The following is a 16,081-nucleotide window of genomic DNA, read 5'->3' as shown; positions in this document are numbered from 1 at the left end:
AACTAGCACGACAATTGACCATCAAATACGTGAGTTGCTGGACCGGTCATAAACAATGGTTTGCCTGGACCTTGCCAAGATATGCGTAGGTCACCACCAGGAAGTGAAACTTTCACGTTTTCATCCAATAGACCTTGCAGGATGCCCACCGCAACTGCGCCACAGGCACCGCTGCCGCAAGCTTGTGTTTCACCCGCACCACGCTCATACACGCGTAGGCGGATGTGATTGCGATTCACAACTTGCATAAAGCCCGCGTTCACACGCTCAGGGAAGCGTTCGTGTGATTCTAATAGCGGTCCGAGTGTTTCCACTTCTGCCGTATCCACATCGTCGACCACAGTCACCACGTGCGGGTTACCCATGCTCACTGCGCCACAGAACAGGGTCTTATCGCCTGCACGCATGATGTAGGTTTTCTCTTTCTGCTTCGCTTTGAAAGGGATCTTGTTCGGCTCGAATTCAGGTACGCCCATGTTCACCGTGACTTCACCATCATCTTCAACATCAAGAATCATCTTACCTTTCTTGGTGCTAACGCTGATGCTGTACCTATTCGTCAAACCTTTCAAACGGACGAAACGCGCGAAACAGCGAGCGCCATTACCACACTGCTCAACTTCACTACCATCGGCATTAAAAATGCGGTAGTGGAAATCGGTTTCTGGATCATAAGGCGCTTCAACCACGAGCAATTGGTCAAAACCGACGCCCGTGTGACGATCCGCCAAACGACGGATCAAATCTTGCGAGAAAAACACGTTCTGGGTAATGCAGTCGACGACCATAAAGTCGTTGCCCAAACCGTGCATTTTGGAAAAGTGGAAATGCATTTGTTGTGTGTTACTCCGGTAGAATCTGTTCCAGCTGCCACAAACTGGTCAGCTCCTCACGCTGGCGAACAAGGTGGCTTTGGTTGCCATCCACCATCACTTCCGCCGCTCGGGTACGAGTATTGTAGTTCGAAGACATCACAAAACCATAGGCGCCAGCAGAGCGAACCGCGAGTAGATCACCTTCTTGCAGTACTAGTGCTCGATCTTTGCCCAAGAAATCGCCCGTTTCACAGATAGGTCCGACTAAATCGTAAGTCTGTGCTTCACCTTCGCGTGGTGAAACTGGGACAATATCTTGCCATGCTTGATACAGCGCAGGACGCATTAAGTCGTTCATCGCCGCATCGATAATCGCAAAGTTTTTGTGCTCAGTGTGTTTTAGGAATTCCACACGCGTCAGCAAGATACCAGCGTTAGCTGCAATTGCACGACCTGGTTCGAAAATCAGTTCAAGATCTTGATGGTTCTCAAGACGACCTAACAGTGCTTTCGCGTAATCAGAAGGCTGTGGTGGCAATTCATCACGATATACCACACCCAGACCACCACCAACGTCCAGATGACGGATGTTGATGCCTTGTGCTTTCAGATCATCAATCAGAGCCAAGAGGCGATCTGTCGCGTCGATGAACGGTTCAATCTCAGTCAACTGAGAACCAATGTGGCAGTCGATACCTTGCACGTTGAGATTTGGTAGGCTCTGAGCAAATTTATATACTGCCGGAGCACGGTCAAAAGCGATACCAAACTTGTTGTCGCGCAGACCAGTCGAGATATAAGGGTGTGTTTTTGCGTCTACGTCAGGGTTAATTCGTAGAGAAATCGGTGCAACCACACCTAACTCACCTGCGACTTTGTTCAAGCGCTCAAGTTCAGGTTCTGATTCCACGTTGAAGCATTTGATGCCCAGCTCCAGTGCGCGTTTCATCTCTGCTGGCGTTTTACCAACACCCGAGAACACCACCTTCTTCGCATCACCGCCAGCCGCGATAACGCGTTCAAGCTCACCACCCGATACAATATCGAAACCTGAACCCAAACGAGCCAGTGCATTCAATACGCCAAGGTTAGAGTTTGCTTTTACTGCGTAACAAACAAGATGAGGATGCTGACCCACAGCGCTATCAAACGCATTCCAGTGACGCTCTAGCGTTGCTCGTGAGTAAACATAAAGAGGAGTGCCATGTTGCTCGGCGAGAGCTTGGAGTGAGACGTCTTCGGCCCAAAGCTGGCCATCATCCTGATAGTTGAAGTAATCCAAAATTTGCTTCCCTTAATTAATTCGACTGCTAAACCCTGTTTTCACCCGAAGGTGTGGCTGATTATTGTGACTGCTCGTTTTGTTGAGCGTCATCTGGGATATAAAGTGAACCTGATTGACCACAACCAGCAAGGGTCGCTGCAACCATCACAAACAACACCGTAAGTAATTTTTTCATTTTGCATATCGTGATTATTAAACCAATGCCCCCTATAATCGCACCACACTCAGGAAAAGCAATAGGATAGACGGATGAACGATACTGAATTTCATCAACTGGTGGATGCGCAGATGCAACTCATCGAAGAATCCATCGATGATTCAGGTGCAGACATTGATTACGAAGTCACTGGCAACGTAATGACATTAGAGTTTGAAGACCGCAGCCAAATCATCATTAACCGCCAAGAGCCAATGCATGAGATCTGGTTAGCATCGAAGTCTGGTGGCTTCCACTTTAAGCTAATCGATAACAAATGGACTTGCTCTAAAACGGGCATGGAACTGTTTGCAATGGTGAAAGAAGAATGTGAAAAACACGCTGGTGAAACGATCGATTGGGCATAAGCCAAATGGGTCTTCGTGGCGACCAGTCACCTAAACGACAAAAGAGCACCAAGGTGCTCTTTTTTGTTGTTCGTTTTACGCATTAACCGCTTTGGTTGGGCGAGTCGGCGTACAGCCATCATTGCGGTAAGGGATAATGTAGGTATTCCCTTCTTCCGGATGAATAATTTGGTAGTACTGCGGCAAGTTAAAGTTAATAAACTTCGACGATACACGACTGTCGTCTTTCACCGAGGTGTAGAAGCTGTTCACTGACGCAATCATTTCATCTTTAGAGCCACTGAATTGATGGTAAACCTCAACTTGGTTTGACTCATCCAATACATAGATATTGAAACCATCGTCAGTATCTTCAAAGAAGAACTGCACCAAACCTTCACTGGCAAAGCCATCCACTACTTCTGGTAGTTGGTACTCTTGTTCACGATCCAGCATCAACAGCGGTGAACCTTTCAGCTTGTTGGTTGAAATGCTGCGGTAGAAATCGACCGAGTTTTCTAGCTTCTGAACCGATACACCACGACGCTCAAAGAACAGACCGTAAGTTTGGTTAGCGAGACGCATGGCTTTAAAGCGACGGCGTTTCTCTTGCTCAACCGGCTTCAAACGTAAGTCGATACACTCTGCCAATAGCTGATACACCATATTGCGCATCACGCCACGCATGTTCTTCGCGTAGCAGAATACATCCACCGACTCTGGCGGAATCGCATCTTGGTGCATTTTGCCAAGAATGGTCTTCAATGCATCCAACATCGCGGTTTCACCTTTGAAGTGCAGGGTACGCACTTCGTGCCATGAGTTGCGATAAACCAAATCGACACTGCCGACCAAGTTAATTTGCTCAGGGCCAAAGCTGAAGATATCGGTGTTTTTCACATCCACTTTGAGTGAGCGACCAGACAACTCTGCCGTCGGGTCATTTTCAAAGTTGATGAACATCGCCATCTGACTAATTTCACACGGGCTACCCAGCGCTTGCATGGTTGGGCGACGTTTACGTAACGAGAAGGTGTTACGTAGGTCACTCACCATTTGGTAGAACTTATCGATGTCTAACTGCGCCTCACGCACCACCGCGTGCAAACGCGTTGACTCGGTAATCAAACCGTTGAAGAACGCCCAAGAAACCAACTTACTCAAGTACTCATGATGCTCAAGACAAGGCTGACCAAGAATGCGGTGCGCAATCAGTGGTTGCTTGTACAAGTACCAACCTGATTTGTTCACCCCGCCTTCTTTTACTTCAATGAAGCTCAAGTCGGGTTCGTGCAAATCTGGCGAGATCTGAGGGTTAAGCAAGGTAACTTTCCCCGGCAGCACTTCAAATGCCGCGTACAGCTTACGGGCAAGAATGCTAATATCTTGCGGGCTGATCGCCGAGGTAATGTCATTACGACGCGCAAACTGAATCAAGTTACGGTAGCTTTGCATCAAAGCATCCAGCAGTGCATGGTGCACCACTTTCACTTGTTCTACTTTCCAGTTACGGCGATCGTCGAGCTCTGCCAATACCACTTCATCCCAATCCCATTTCGCAATCATGTCGCTCAAGGCTTCACGACGCCAAGCTACAGAGCCTACATCAGGTTCACGAGACAGTTTTTCATGGGTTTTAAGGTAGAAACAGCGACGAACTAAATCCAAACGTGTGTCGTCTTGGATTCGCTCTAGGTAACGCGTTACTTTCTCTAGCATCAAGTAGTACGCATCCATGCCGTACAAGTCAGGCTCGTGGGCAAAGAAGCGACGTTTGGTGTCGATACTAAGAAGTTGTGTGTGCGGGTATTCCCACGAGTAAGCTTCAAGCAAGATCGCTTTCAACACGGACTTGTAAGGGGAATCGATACTCTTGTACAGCTGCCACAAGTTCGAGCCGAAGTACTCTTCAGCAGGAATGCGGTTAAGCTGACCAAAGTTGATCCACTCATCACAGTTGATGTAGCCATCTTTACAAAGCTGTGCAACGTACTCGTCGTAACACTCTTCCATTTCTGGCGGCACGATTTGCCACAACAAACGCTGTCCTGCCAAACGAACCGCAGAACGGTAGAACTCATCCAGCAATAATAAATGCTGAGAAGAACCACAGTTATCGCCGGTCATCTCTTCTGAACGGTTGCTACGAAAACGCTCTTCATCCATTAAGAAGAAGTTCGCTTCTACACCTTGGCTTTGTGCCCAATCGGTGATCAGCAAGCATTTATTGGTCAGCAGTTCACGTTGGTCGTTATCCATCTCCGGTGAAATACACACCCAAATATCCAAATCACTTGAGGTACTTTGACCAATAGAAGAGGTACTGCCCATGGTGTACAAACCTAAGATCGCAGGTTGCTCTGCCGTCTTAAGCGGTTGACCAATTGTCAGTTGGGTATCATCAAGGAATTGCTGTTGGAGATCGTTCAGCTCTAGACCAAACACACCATAAGGGACGTCTGCATCGTAGTAGCCGGGAATAACAGGATGGTTGTAGTTCAACAAGGCAGGAATCAAGTGGAAGACTTGCTGGCTTTGCGAATCCATAAGCGCCAGCGCACGGTCGATCCGTTGCTGGTTCAGGTTATCTAATCGCTGAATAAGTTTTTGGGTGTAAGCCTGCAAGGGAAGTTCCTTGGTTGAACAATCACGAAAATCTGCTGATGTTTTAAACCAAAATGGTGTAAAAACGTGATCAATTTAACACTTTCATCAGGGTTGGTAAAGATTTCCACCCGCAAATAGTTGTGGTCTGAAAACCCCACACTAGTCGCAAAAATCGATAGCGCAGTAGTGTCGCTTGTATTCACCTATAACTAATAATAGTCCTTAGCCTAAATGAGAATCCAGTCACACTATTTTCATAACGTCATGTAATTCGATTCATGACACCAAGAGAAGCCTAACTAACATTAAGACTTTCACGCGTTGAGTGGTAGGATTAGGCAAAACTAAAACAGCATTGAGAAGACCATGACACAATCTACGCCAATTCGCATTGCAACTCGAAAAAGCCCTCTTGCCCTATGGCAAGCTCACTATGTAAAAGACGCACTTCAAGCCGCTCATCCAGGTCTGGAAGTTGAGCTGGTTACTATGGTGACCAAAGGCGACATCATTTTGGATACACCGCTAGCTAAAGTCGGTGGTAAAGGCTTGTTTGTGAAAGAGCTAGAAGTGGCAATGCTCGAAGGTCGTGCAGACCTTGCGGTGCACTCAATGAAAGATGTACCAGTAGACTTCCCTGAGGGTCTTGGCTTAGTGACGATTTGTGAACGTGAAGACCCACGTGATGCGTTCGTTTCTAACACTTACAACAACATTGATGAACTGCCACAAGGCGCAGTTGTAGGTACTTGTAGCCTGCGTCGCCAGTGTCAGTTAAAAGAATACCGCCCAGACCTAGTTATCAAAGAGCTGCGTGGCAACGTAGGTACTCGTCTAGGTAAGCTAGATGCAGGTGAATACGACGCAATCATTCTTGCAGCGGCAGGTCTGAAACGCCTTGAGCTAGAAGAGCGCATCCGTAGCTTTATCGAGCCAGAGCAATCGCTGCCAGCAGTAGGTCAAGGTGCGGTGGGTATTGAGTGCCGTGTGGATGACGAGCGTCTACTTAAACTGCTTGAGCCACTAAACCACCAAGACACAGCAGATCGCGTACGCTGTGAGCGCGCGATGAACCTCACCCTTGAAGGCGGCTGTCAGGTGCCAATCGGAAGTTACTCACTGCTTGATGGTGACAACATTTGGCTACGCGCACTGGTTGGTGAACCAGACGGCAGCCTAATTGTGCGTGGTGAAATTCGTGGTCACCGCAACGATGCCGAAGCACTCGGTGTTCAACTGGCTAACGAGCTACTTGAAAACGGGGCGCGCGACATCCTAACCAAACTGTACGCAGACCACGAATAATCATGGCAGTGTTGGTCACTCGTCCGGGAGAGCAAGGCATGGCGCTTTGCTCTCTGCTCGAAAGGCACGGCAAAACTGCAATTCATCATCCTCTGATCGACATCGTCGCCGATCTCAGCGACACACAACTCTCCAAATACATTGAAACCGCTCAAATCATCATTGCTGTTAGCCAACATGCGGTGCAATGCGCAGAGCAAATCTTGCAGAACCACGCTAAATCATGGTCTAAGCAGGCTATATACCTTGCCGTTGGTCAAAAAACAGCACACTATTTGAGCAAATGTACCCAACAGAAAGTACACTATCCACAAGTCAGTGATAGTGAGCACTTGTTGCAGCTTCCCGAGCTAAACAATGTAGAAAAACAAACAGTTCTGATCCTCCGTGGCAACGGTGGCAGAGAGCTGATAAAAGATGCATTGGTGAGACGTGGAGCAAAAGTTCACTATAGTGAGACTTATAAGAGAGAATTTATCCCATTCGATCCAGTAAGCTGTGTCTCACTATGGAAAACCCAACAAATCGACCAGATTATCGTCACCAGTGGTGAACAACTGGATTATTTGTGCAGCCAATTGACGTCAGAGCAATTGACTTGGCTTAATCAACAAGAGTTGTATATCCCCAGTCAGCGAATCGCTGACATCGCAGTTCAACGGGGCTTCACTCAGGTCAGGTGCACAGGAAGCGCATCCAACCAAGAATTACTGGCTGCTCTCCAGCCCTAGCTACACAGGATATAGGCATGACAAGTAAAAATAACGACCAAAAGAATAACGATAAAAACCTTTCCGAAGAAACTACATCGGCACCGCTAGCTGAAAAAGACACGCCTAAGAAGGAATCTGAGCCAAGCAAGGCAGAATCAAAGCCTGCTGAGCCAACCAAACCAGCAGAACCAAACAAAGTTGAATTTGAAGAGAAGCAAGGCAAACGCGGCGTGAAGCTGGGTACTGTCGCTATCGTCTTATCACTGATTTTTGGTGGCGGTCTCACTTACAAAATGCTTGAGCAGCAATCTGAATACCAAACTCAGATCGCTCAACTGCAAAGCCAACTGGAGCAAGCTCAATCAGCAATGAAGCAAGAGCTTAGCCAAGTAAAAGAAGAAACCATTGAAAAAGCGACCACAGTCACTCACAAAGCAGAAGTGGTATTGGGTCAGCAACAAAAGAGCATCGAAAGCCTGCAGCTGGCAGTCGCTGATGTGAAAGGTCGTCGTCCAAACGACTGGTTACTGGCAGAAGCTGACTACCTAGTAAAACTGGCAGGTCGTAAATTGTTCCTAGAGCACGACGTAGAAAGTGCTACTCAATTGATGGAAAGCGCGGACCAACGTATCGCCGCGCTGAACGACCCAAGCTTGGTCGGTCTGCGTAAAGCTATGGCAAACGACATTACTAAGCTGCGTGTTGTTCCTTTGGTAGACCGTGATGGCTTGGTATTGCGCCTCACTGCGCTACAGCAGCAAGTTGACAAACTGCCACTTGCGAATGCTTTGCTACCAGAAGCGGCAGCGGTAGAGAAGCAACAAGTGTCCGAAGACATTGCAAACTGGCAAGATAACCTGATGACGTCGTTAAAAGACTTCTCAGAAAACTTCATCACCTTCCGCACTCGTGACGGCAACGTAATCCCTCTATTGTCACCACAACAACACTTCTACTTGAAAGAAAACATCAAAGCGAAGTTAGAGACGGCAATCAAAGCGGTTTACCAAGAGCAAGGTGAAATCTACACCACCTCTTTAGAGACAGCAGACAAATGGGCAATGGCATTCTTCAACCAAGACGATAACTCGGTGAAAGAATTCAACAAAACACTGAGCCAACTGAGCAAGCAAGACATTCAAGTTGAATACCCTGCGAAGCTAGAAAGCCAAAACCAACTCTCCGACGTGATTCGTGAACGCCTACGTCGTGAAGTGACCACAATGACAGGTACGGAGGATAAATAATGGTTCGTCTTATTTTCCTATTTGTTGTTCTTGGTGCCGGCTTATTTGTTGGCACTCAATTCTCAGGTCAGCAAGGTTATGTCCTGATCTCTATTGCCAACAAAACCATTGAGATGAGTGTAACCACCTTAGTGATCTTCGTGATTGCGACCTTGGCGGCACTGTTCTTCTTAGAATACGTGGTCAAGAAAGTGGTTTACGCAAGCTCAAGCACATGGAATTACTTTAGTGTGCGCAAAATGCGTCGCTCTCGTCGCTACACCAACGAAGGCATCATCAAGCTACTTGAAGGTGACTGGAAAGGCGCAGAGAAGAAAGTAACACGCTGGGCAAACCACCACGACATGCCTCTTCTGTGTTATTTAGTGGCTTCTGAAGCTGCGCAAGGTCAAGGTGACAAAGCGAAGCGTGACCAGTATCTAGAACTGGCAAGCCAGCAAGAAAACGCGCACCTAGCAGTAGAGTTGACTCGCGCGAAACAGTTCATTCGTGATAACGAATTCGAATCTGCATTCGATACACTGCAAGCATTGAAAGGTCAGTACGCGAATAACTCGATTGTTCTTAACCTGCTGAAAACCACTTACATGCAGCTTAAGCTGTGGCAACCGCTGATCGATCTGATGCCTCAGCTAAGCAAAGCCAAACTGGTAACTGAAGAAGAGCAAGCGGAACTGATTCAGAAAGCACAATGCGGCTTGCTACACGAAGTGGCTCAGCAACAAGGCAGCGAAGGTCTTATCTCACACTGGAACGGTTTGCCACGTAAGGTAAAACAAGACGCTCATTTGATCGGTTGTTTTGCTCACGAGCTCATCTCACGTAAAGCAGATAACGAAGCATTCACAGTAATCAAAGAAGCACTGAAGAAGAGCCCAACACCAGAGCTCTACCAATTACTGCCGGAGCTAAACCTGCCGGATAGCCACCCAGTCATAGTATTCTTGGAAGGTGTCTTGAAGCGTGAACCAGAAAACGCAGCGGCGCAAAGTGCTTTAGCGCACTTCTTCTTCCGCCAAGAAAAATGGCAAGAAGCACAAGAGCACTTCGAGGTTGCGCTAAAACTTCGCTCAGACGTTTCTGACTATGCTTATCTAGCAGACACACTAGAGAAGCAAAACCTAACAAAAGCGGCTCACGAGGTCTCTCGTAAAGCCTTAACGCTAGTTCAAAACAACTAAGCGATTCAGAAAGTAGAAAGCCGACAGTTTACTGTCGGCTTTTTTATTGCCAGTAACTCTTCACGTCCCTTTATCGCTCCAACTAACTCTCCAAAATTTGTGCTCCTCTGCTGGCTACTCTTCATTAGAGGCAATCATCAAAGCTTCTGTCGTTCATTCCAAGCTGCTCTTCTTCATGTCATTAAGAAGCACGTGAAGCAATCGCGATCACTTTCTGCAAGACATAGCGATTGTCTTTAAATGGTTAGGAGGGAAAACCTCCTTCAGAGCACAGTAAAGCGTAGTGATGGCCAAAGAAGTAACTAGGAGTAATGTTATGCACTTATTCGATGTGAAAGCCCCATACAGCGCTTGGGTAGCGTTTGTTAATAAAAGATAAAGCAAAGCGACAGCAAGTATCAGAAGGTGCTCAGAAGCTCTAATACACATGAATGCTACAGTGAGTAGAAACGCTCTTTTGTTAAAAGAAACACTGCTTCGATATAGAGAGGAATAATAAGGGGAAAGCTCAATCACTTTCGCTAGAGGGCAGTTTCTATAACCCTACAAGGCAAAGAAAGTAGAAAGCCTCAAGGTACGGCTAAACGCTGGGCAGCTTATTGAGTGGAGAGCAGAAGCGCTAGTTTGGAACTGCACTCGGTTAGGAAGTCACTTCATTTATTTGCCAGCACTAGAAACGACGAAAGCCCATTGGTTTCTCAACAGGCTTTCTTTGTAGTGACTGAGTTCGAGGACGACTAATCCTAAGTCGCGACTGACTTGGGACTTGATACAAATCCCGTCTAATTCTCAAACATCAGAAATGAAAAAAGCCTCGCTATTTCTAGCGAGGCTTCTTAATAGTGGCGGAGAGATAGGGATTTGAACCCTAGATACGCTATTAACGTATGCCGGTTTTCAAGACCGGTGCTTTCAACCACTCAGCCATCTCTCCACAAATTGTCATCAACAGATTAGTACACTGATGATGTTGTTACTTGTTTATACAGGTAACGATATTTAAAGCCTGGCGATGTCCTACTCTCACATGGGGAAGCCCCACACTACCATCGGCGCTAATTCGTTTCACTTCTGAGTTCGGAATGGAAGTCAGGTGGGTCCAAATCGCTATGGTCGCCAAGCAAATTCTTTAATTCGGAAAACTGATTTTAAATTCTACTTACACACATTCAATGTTCTTACATCGAGTCCATCAAAACCCCTTGGGTGTTGTATGGTTAAGCCTCACGGGCAATTAGTACAGGTTAGCTCAACGCCTCACAACGCTTACACACCCTGCCTATCAACGTTCTAGTCTCGAACAACCCTTTAGGATACTTAAAGTATCAGGGAAGACTCATCTCAGGGCTCGCTTCCCGCTTAGATGCTTTCAGCGGTTATCGATTCCGAACTTAGCTACCGGGCAATGCGTCTGGCGACACAACCCGAACACCAGAGGTTCGTCCACTCCGGTCCTCTCGTACTAGGAGCAGCCCCCTTCAATCTTCCAACGCCCACGGCAGATAGGGACCGAACTGTCTCACGACGTTCTAAACCCAGCTCGCGTACCACTTTAAATGGCGAACAGCCATACCCTTGGGACCGACTTCAGCCCCAGGATGTGATGAGCCGACATCGAGGTGCCAAACACCGCCGTCGATATGAACTCTTGGGCGGTATCAGCCTGTTATCCCCGGAGTACCTTTTATCCGTTGAGCGATGGCCCTTCCATTCAGAACCACCGGATCACTATGACCTGCTTTCGCACCTGCTCGAACCGTCATTCTCGCAGTCAAGCGGGCTTATGCCATTGCACTAACCTCACGATGTCCAACCGTGATTAGCCCACCTTCGTGCTCCTCCGTTACGCTTTGGGAGGAGACCGCCCCAGTCAAACTACCCACCAGGCACTGTCCGCAACCCCGATTAGGGGTCGACGTTAGAACATCAACACTACAAGGGTGGTATTTCAAGGACGGCTCCACACAATCTAGCGACCGTGCTTCAAAGCCTCCCACCTATCCTACACATGTAGGGTCAATGTTCAGTGCCAAGCTGTAGTAAAGGTTCACGGGGTCTTTCCGTCTAGCCGCGGGTACACTGCATCTTCACAGCGATTTCAATTTCACTGAGTCTCGGGTGGAGACAGCGTGGCCATCATTACGCCATTCGTGCAGGTCGGAACTTACCCGACAAGGAATTTCGCTACCTTAGGACCGTTATAGTTACGGCCGCCGTTTACCGGGGCTTCGATCAAGAGCTTCGACCGAAGTCTAACCCCATCAATTAACCTTCCGGCACCGGGCAGGCGTCACACCGTATACGTCATCTTACGATTTTGCACAGTGCTGTGTTTTTAATAAACAGTTGCAGCCACCTGGTATCTGCGACTCTCAATAGCTCCATCCGCAAGGGACTTCACCGTCGAGAGCGTACCTTCTCCCGAAGTTACGGTACCATTTTGCCTAGTTCCTTCACCCGAGTTCTCTCAAGCGCCTTGGTATTCTCTACCCGACCACCTGTGTCGGTTTGGGGTACGATTCCTTACAATCTGAAGCTTAGAGGCTTTTCCTGGAAGCATGGCATCAATGACTTCACTACCGTAGTAGCTCGACGTCGTGTCTCAGCCTTAAAAAGAGCCGGATTTACCTAACTCTTAAGCCTACGCACTTGAACCTGGACAACCGTCGCCAGGCCCACCTAGCCTTCTCCGTCCCCCCATCGCAATTGTAAGAAGTACGGGAATATTAACCCGTTTCCCATCGACTACGCCTTTCGGCCTCGCCTTAGGGGTCGACTTACCCTGCCCCGATTAACGTTGGACAGGAACCCTTGGTCTTCCGGCGAGGAGGTTTTTCACCCCCTTTATCGTTACTCATGTCAGCATTCGCACTTCTGATACGTCCAGCATGCGTTACCACACACCTTCAACCGCTTACAGAACGCTCCCCTACCCAATGTACTAAAGTACATTGCCGCAGCTTCGGTTTACTACTTAGCCCCGTTACATCTTCCGCGCAGGCCGACTCGACCAGTGAGCTATTACGCTTTCTTTAAATGATGGCTGCTTCTAAGCCAACATCCTGGCTGTCTGAGCCTTCCCACATCGTTTCCCACTTAGTAGTAATTTGGGACCTTAGCTGGCGGTCTGGGTTGTTTCCCTCTCCACGACGGACGTTAGCACCCGCCGTGTGTCTCCCGGATAGTACTTACTGGTATTCGGAGTTTGCAAAGGGTTGGTAAGTCGGGATGACCCCCTAGCCTTAACAGTGCTCTACCCCCAGTAGTATTCGTCCGAGGCGCTACCTAAATAGCTTTCGGGGAGAACCAGCTATCTCCAGGTTTGATTGGCCTTTCACCCCTAGCCACAAGTCATCCGCTAATTTTTCAACATTAGTCGGTTCGGTCCTCCAGTTGATGTTACTCAACCTTCAACCTGCCCATGGCTAGATCACCTGGTTTCGGGTCTATATCCAGAGACTGAACGCCCAGTTAAGACTCGGTTTCCCTACGGCTCCCCTAGATGGTTAACCTTGCCACTGAATATAAGTCGCTGACCCATTATACAAAAGGTACGCAGTCACACCACGAAGGTGCTCCTACTGCTTGTACGTACACGGTTTCAGGTTCTATTTCACTCCCCTCACAGGGGTTCTTTTCGCCTTTCCCTCACGGTACTGGTTCACTATCGGTCAGTCAGTAGTATTTAGCCTTGGAGGATGGTCCCCCCATATTCAGACAGGATATCACGTGTCCCGCCCTACTCGATTTCACTTTAAATGCGTTGCCGGTTACGGGGCTATCACCCTGTATCGCACAACTTTCCAGAAGTTTCACCTGACGCATAAAAAGCTTAAGGGCTAGTCCAATTTCGCTCGCCGCTACTTTCGGAATCTCGGTTGATTTCTTTTCCTCGGGGTACTTAGATGTTTCAGTTCCCCCGGTTCGCCTCGCTGCGCTATGTATTCACGCAGCGATACTAGCTTATGCTAGTGGGTTTCCCCATTCGGAAATCCCAGACTCAAATGGTTTTTACTACCTAATCTGGGCTTATCGCAAGTTAATACGTCCTTCATCGCCTCTGACTGCCAAGGCATCCACCGTGTACGCTTAGTCACTTAACCATACAACCCGAAGGAGTTTCGAGTTGATGAACAAGTCACCAAAGTTGTCTGCAATTTTTATACATGATGCAGACTCGATTTTGCCGGACTCAAATTCCAAGAACACTTGAATGTGTTGTATTGGTGTTTGTCATAAAGACAAACATTGAGAACTTTACAAACAAACTTAAAAGTTTGTTTTGTCAGCTTTCCAAATTGTTAAAGAGCTAGATTTCTTTCGAAACCATTTTTAAAAGCACTCATCGAATGCGCTTAAAGATGGTGGAGCTAAGCAGGATCGAACTGCTGACCTCCTGCGTGCAAGGCAGGCGCTCTCCCAGCTGAGCTATAGCCCCATCAAGGTGTCGATACTGTATGCCAATTCCTTGGGAAGGGAATTGGTGGGTCTGAGTGGACTCGAACCACCGACCTCTCGCTTATCAGGCGAACGCTCTAACCACCTGAGCTACAGACCCAGTATCGTCTCTTTTTTATAAACCGTATCAATCTGTGTGGACACTCATCGTGAGTAATCATCGTATAAGGAGGTGATCCAGCGCCAGGTTCCCCTAGCGCTACCTTGTTACGACTTCACCCCAGTCATGAACCACAAAGTGGTAAGCGTCCTCCCGAAGGTTAAACTACCTACTTCTTTTGCAGCCCACTCCCATGGTGTGACGGGCGGTGTGTACAAGGCCCGGGAACGTATTCACCGTGGCATTCTGATCCACGATTACTAGCGATTCCGACTTCACGGAGTCGAGTTGCAGACTCCGATCCGGACTACGACGCACTTTTTGGGATTCGCTCACTCTCGCAAGTTGGCCGCCCTCTGTATGCGCCATTGTAGCACGTGTGTAGCCCTACTCGTAAGGGCCATGATGACTTGACGTCGTCCCCACCTTCCTCCGGTTTATCACCGGCAGTCTCCCTGGAGTTCCCACCCGAAGTGCTGGCAAACAAGGATAAGGGTTGCGCTCGTTGCGGGACTTAACCCAACATTTCACAACACGAGCTGACGACAGCCATGCAGCACCTGTCTCAGAGTTCCCGAAGGCACCAATCCATCTCTGGAAAGTTCTCTGGATGTCAAGAGTAGGTAAGGTTCTTCGCGTTGCATCGAATTAAACCACATGCTCCACCGCTTGTGCGGGCCCCCGTCAATTCATTTGAGTTTTAATCTTGCGACCGTACTCCCCAGGCGGTCTACTTAACGCGTTAGCTCCGAAAGCCACGGCTCAAGGCCACAACCTCCAAGTAGACATCGTTTACGGCGTGGACTACCAGGGTATCTAATCCTGTTTGCTCCCCACGCTTTCGCATCTGAGTGTCAGTATCTGTCCAGGGGGCCGCCTTCGCCACCGGTATTCCTTCAGATCTCTACGCATTTCACCGCTACACCTGAAATTCTACCCCCCTCTACAGTACTCTAGTCTGCCAGTTTCAAATGCTATTCCGAGGTTGAGCCCCGGGCTTTCACATCTGACTTAACAAACCACCTGCATGCGCTTTACGCCCAGTAATTCCGATTAACGCTCGCACCCTCCGTATTACCGCGGCTGCTGGCACGGAGTTAGCCGGTGCTTCTTCTGTCGCTAACGTCAAATAATGCAGCTATTAACTACACTACCTTCCTCACGACTGAAAGTGCTTTACAACCCGAAGGCCTTCTTCACACACGCGGCATGGCTGCATCAGGCTTGCGCCCATTGTGCAATATTCCCCACTGCTGCCTCCCGTAGGAGTCTGGACCGTGTCTCAGTTCCAGTGTGGCTGATCATCCTCTCAGACCAGCTAGGGATCGTCGCCTTGGTGAGCCATTACCTCACCAACTAGCTAATCCCACCTAGGCATATCCTGACGCGAGAGGCCCGAAGGTCCCCCTCTTTGACCCGTAGGTATTATGCGGTATTAGCCATCGTTTCCAATGGTTATCCCCCACATCAGGGCAATTTCCTAGGCATTACTCACCCGTCCGCCGCTCGACGCCGTTATCGTTCCCCGAAGGTTCAGATAACTCGTTTCCGCTCGACTTGCATGTGTTAGGCCTGCCGCCAGCGTTCAATCTGAGCCATGATCAAACTCTTCAATTTAAGATTTTGTTCGGCTCAATGAATACTGAACATTACATAAGTAATGTTTGAATTGACTGTGCTGAATCTTTCGATTCAATGGTCACTTCGTTTCATTGAAACCTAATTTGATACCGAGGTATCTAATTGGATTATCATCAACGAGTGCCCACACAGATTGATAGGTCTATATTTTTAAAGAGCTTGCTTATCGAGAAGTTTTTCTCTCAA

The 16,081-nt window shown here is 48.2% G+C and carries 9 protein-coding genes, 3 tRNA genes and 3 rRNA genes; 5 read left to right on the top strand and 10 right to left on the bottom strand.

What is annotated here, in order from left to right:
- Nucleotides 1-2: 2 nt before the first annotated feature.
- The 3 genes from dapF to lptM form a co-directional block, all read right to left on the bottom strand.
- On the bottom strand, nucleotides 3-833 hold the full coding sequence (gene dapF, locus QMY49_RS15090) for a diaminopimelate epimerase (protein WP_012126593.1): 831 nt from the start codon (nucleotides 831-833) through the stop codon (nucleotides 3-5).
- 10 nt (nucleotides 834-843) lie between these two features.
- Nucleotides 844-2,097, bottom strand: coding sequence for a diaminopimelate decarboxylase (lysA, locus tag QMY49_RS15085; protein ID WP_005452029.1), 1,254 nt, complete (start codon nucleotides 2,095-2,097; stop codon nucleotides 844-846).
- Between the two features lie 61 nt (nucleotides 2,098-2,158).
- Complete coding sequence (gene lptM / locus QMY49_RS27320; protein ID WP_005533626.1) at nucleotides 2,159-2,275, bottom strand: LPS translocon maturation chaperone LptM; 117 nt, start codon at nucleotides 2,273-2,275, stop codon at nucleotides 2,159-2,161.
- A 74-nt stretch (nucleotides 2,276-2,349) separates the two neighbouring features.
- Between lptM and cyaY the strand changes: the two genes are divergently transcribed.
- Entirely contained in the window at nucleotides 2,350-2,664 is a 315-nt protein-coding gene (gene cyaY / locus QMY49_RS15075; RefSeq protein WP_050939490.1) for an iron donor protein CyaY, read from the top strand.
- A gap of 75 nt (nucleotides 2,665-2,739) precedes the next feature.
- Here cyaY and QMY49_RS15070 read toward each other — a convergent pair whose 3' ends face one another.
- Nucleotides 2,740-5,268 (bottom strand): class I adenylate cyclase, encoded by a 2,529-nt coding sequence (locus QMY49_RS15070; protein ID WP_005452031.1) that lies wholly within the window; start codon nucleotides 5,266-5,268, stop codon nucleotides 2,740-2,742.
- A 348-nt stretch (nucleotides 5,269-5,616) separates the two neighbouring features.
- Between QMY49_RS15070 and hemC the strand changes: the two genes are divergently transcribed.
- Genes hemC through QMY49_RS15050 form a run of 4 tightly spaced genes read left to right on the top strand, consistent with a single transcriptional unit; the run spans nucleotide 5,617 to nucleotide 9,696 of the window.
- The gene (hemC, locus tag QMY49_RS15065; RefSeq protein ID WP_005438556.1) at nucleotides 5,617-6,555 is read left to right on the top strand and encodes a hydroxymethylbilane synthase; all 939 of its coding nucleotides are present in this window, start codon (nucleotides 5,617-5,619) and stop codon (nucleotides 6,553-6,555) included.
- Nucleotides 6,556-6,557: 2 nt separating this feature from the next.
- On the top strand, nucleotides 6,558-7,286 hold the full coding sequence (locus QMY49_RS15060; protein ID WP_283312209.1) for a uroporphyrinogen-III synthase: 729 nt from the start codon (nucleotides 6,558-6,560) through the stop codon (nucleotides 7,284-7,286).
- Nucleotides 7,287-7,303: 17 nt separating this feature from the next.
- Entirely contained in the window at nucleotides 7,304-8,515 is a 1,212-nt protein-coding gene (locus QMY49_RS15055; RefSeq protein ID WP_005452033.1) for a uroporphyrinogen-III C-methyltransferase, read from the top strand.
- The gene (locus QMY49_RS15050) at nucleotides 8,515-9,696 is read left to right on the top strand and encodes a heme biosynthesis protein HemY (RefSeq protein WP_005452034.1); all 1,182 of its coding nucleotides are present in this window, start codon (nucleotides 8,515-8,517) and stop codon (nucleotides 9,694-9,696) included. The genes QMY49_RS15055 and QMY49_RS15050 overlap by 1 nt, the downstream gene beginning before the upstream one ends.
- Before the next feature lie 843 nt (nucleotides 9,697-10,539).
- On the opposite strand, the gene QMY49_RS15045 is transcribed toward QMY49_RS15050, so the two are convergent.
- From QMY49_RS15045 to QMY49_RS15020, 6 genes are all read right to left on the bottom strand, one after another.
- Nucleotides 10,540-10,630, bottom strand: a tRNA-Ser gene (locus QMY49_RS15045).
- Between the two features lie 70 nt (nucleotides 10,631-10,700).
- Nucleotides 10,701-10,817: ribosomal RNA gene (rrf, locus tag QMY49_RS15040) — 5S ribosomal RNA — on the bottom strand.
- A gap of 92 nt (nucleotides 10,818-10,909) precedes the next feature.
- A 23S ribosomal RNA gene (locus QMY49_RS15035) occupies nucleotides 10,910-13,799 on the bottom strand.
- 259 nt (nucleotides 13,800-14,058) lie between these two features.
- Nucleotides 14,059-14,134 (bottom strand) — tRNA-Ala (locus QMY49_RS15030).
- A gap of 43 nt (nucleotides 14,135-14,177) precedes the next feature.
- Nucleotides 14,178-14,254, bottom strand: a tRNA-Ile gene (locus tag QMY49_RS15025).
- A gap of 65 nt (nucleotides 14,255-14,319) precedes the next feature.
- Nucleotides 14,320-15,871 (bottom strand): 16S ribosomal RNA (locus QMY49_RS15020).
- Together the 16S, 23S and 5S rRNA genes with 3 tRNA genes alongside form the textbook arrangement of a ribosomal RNA operon.
- Nucleotides 15,872-16,081: the final 210 nt, after the last annotated feature.

The organism is Vibrio harveyi (assembly GCF_030060435.1).
Taxonomy (GTDB): domain Bacteria; phylum Pseudomonadota; class Gammaproteobacteria; order Enterobacterales; family Vibrionaceae; genus Vibrio; species Vibrio harveyi.
Note: the sequence above shows the minus strand (reverse complement) of the source record. Positions and strands in the feature narration are given on the sequence as shown.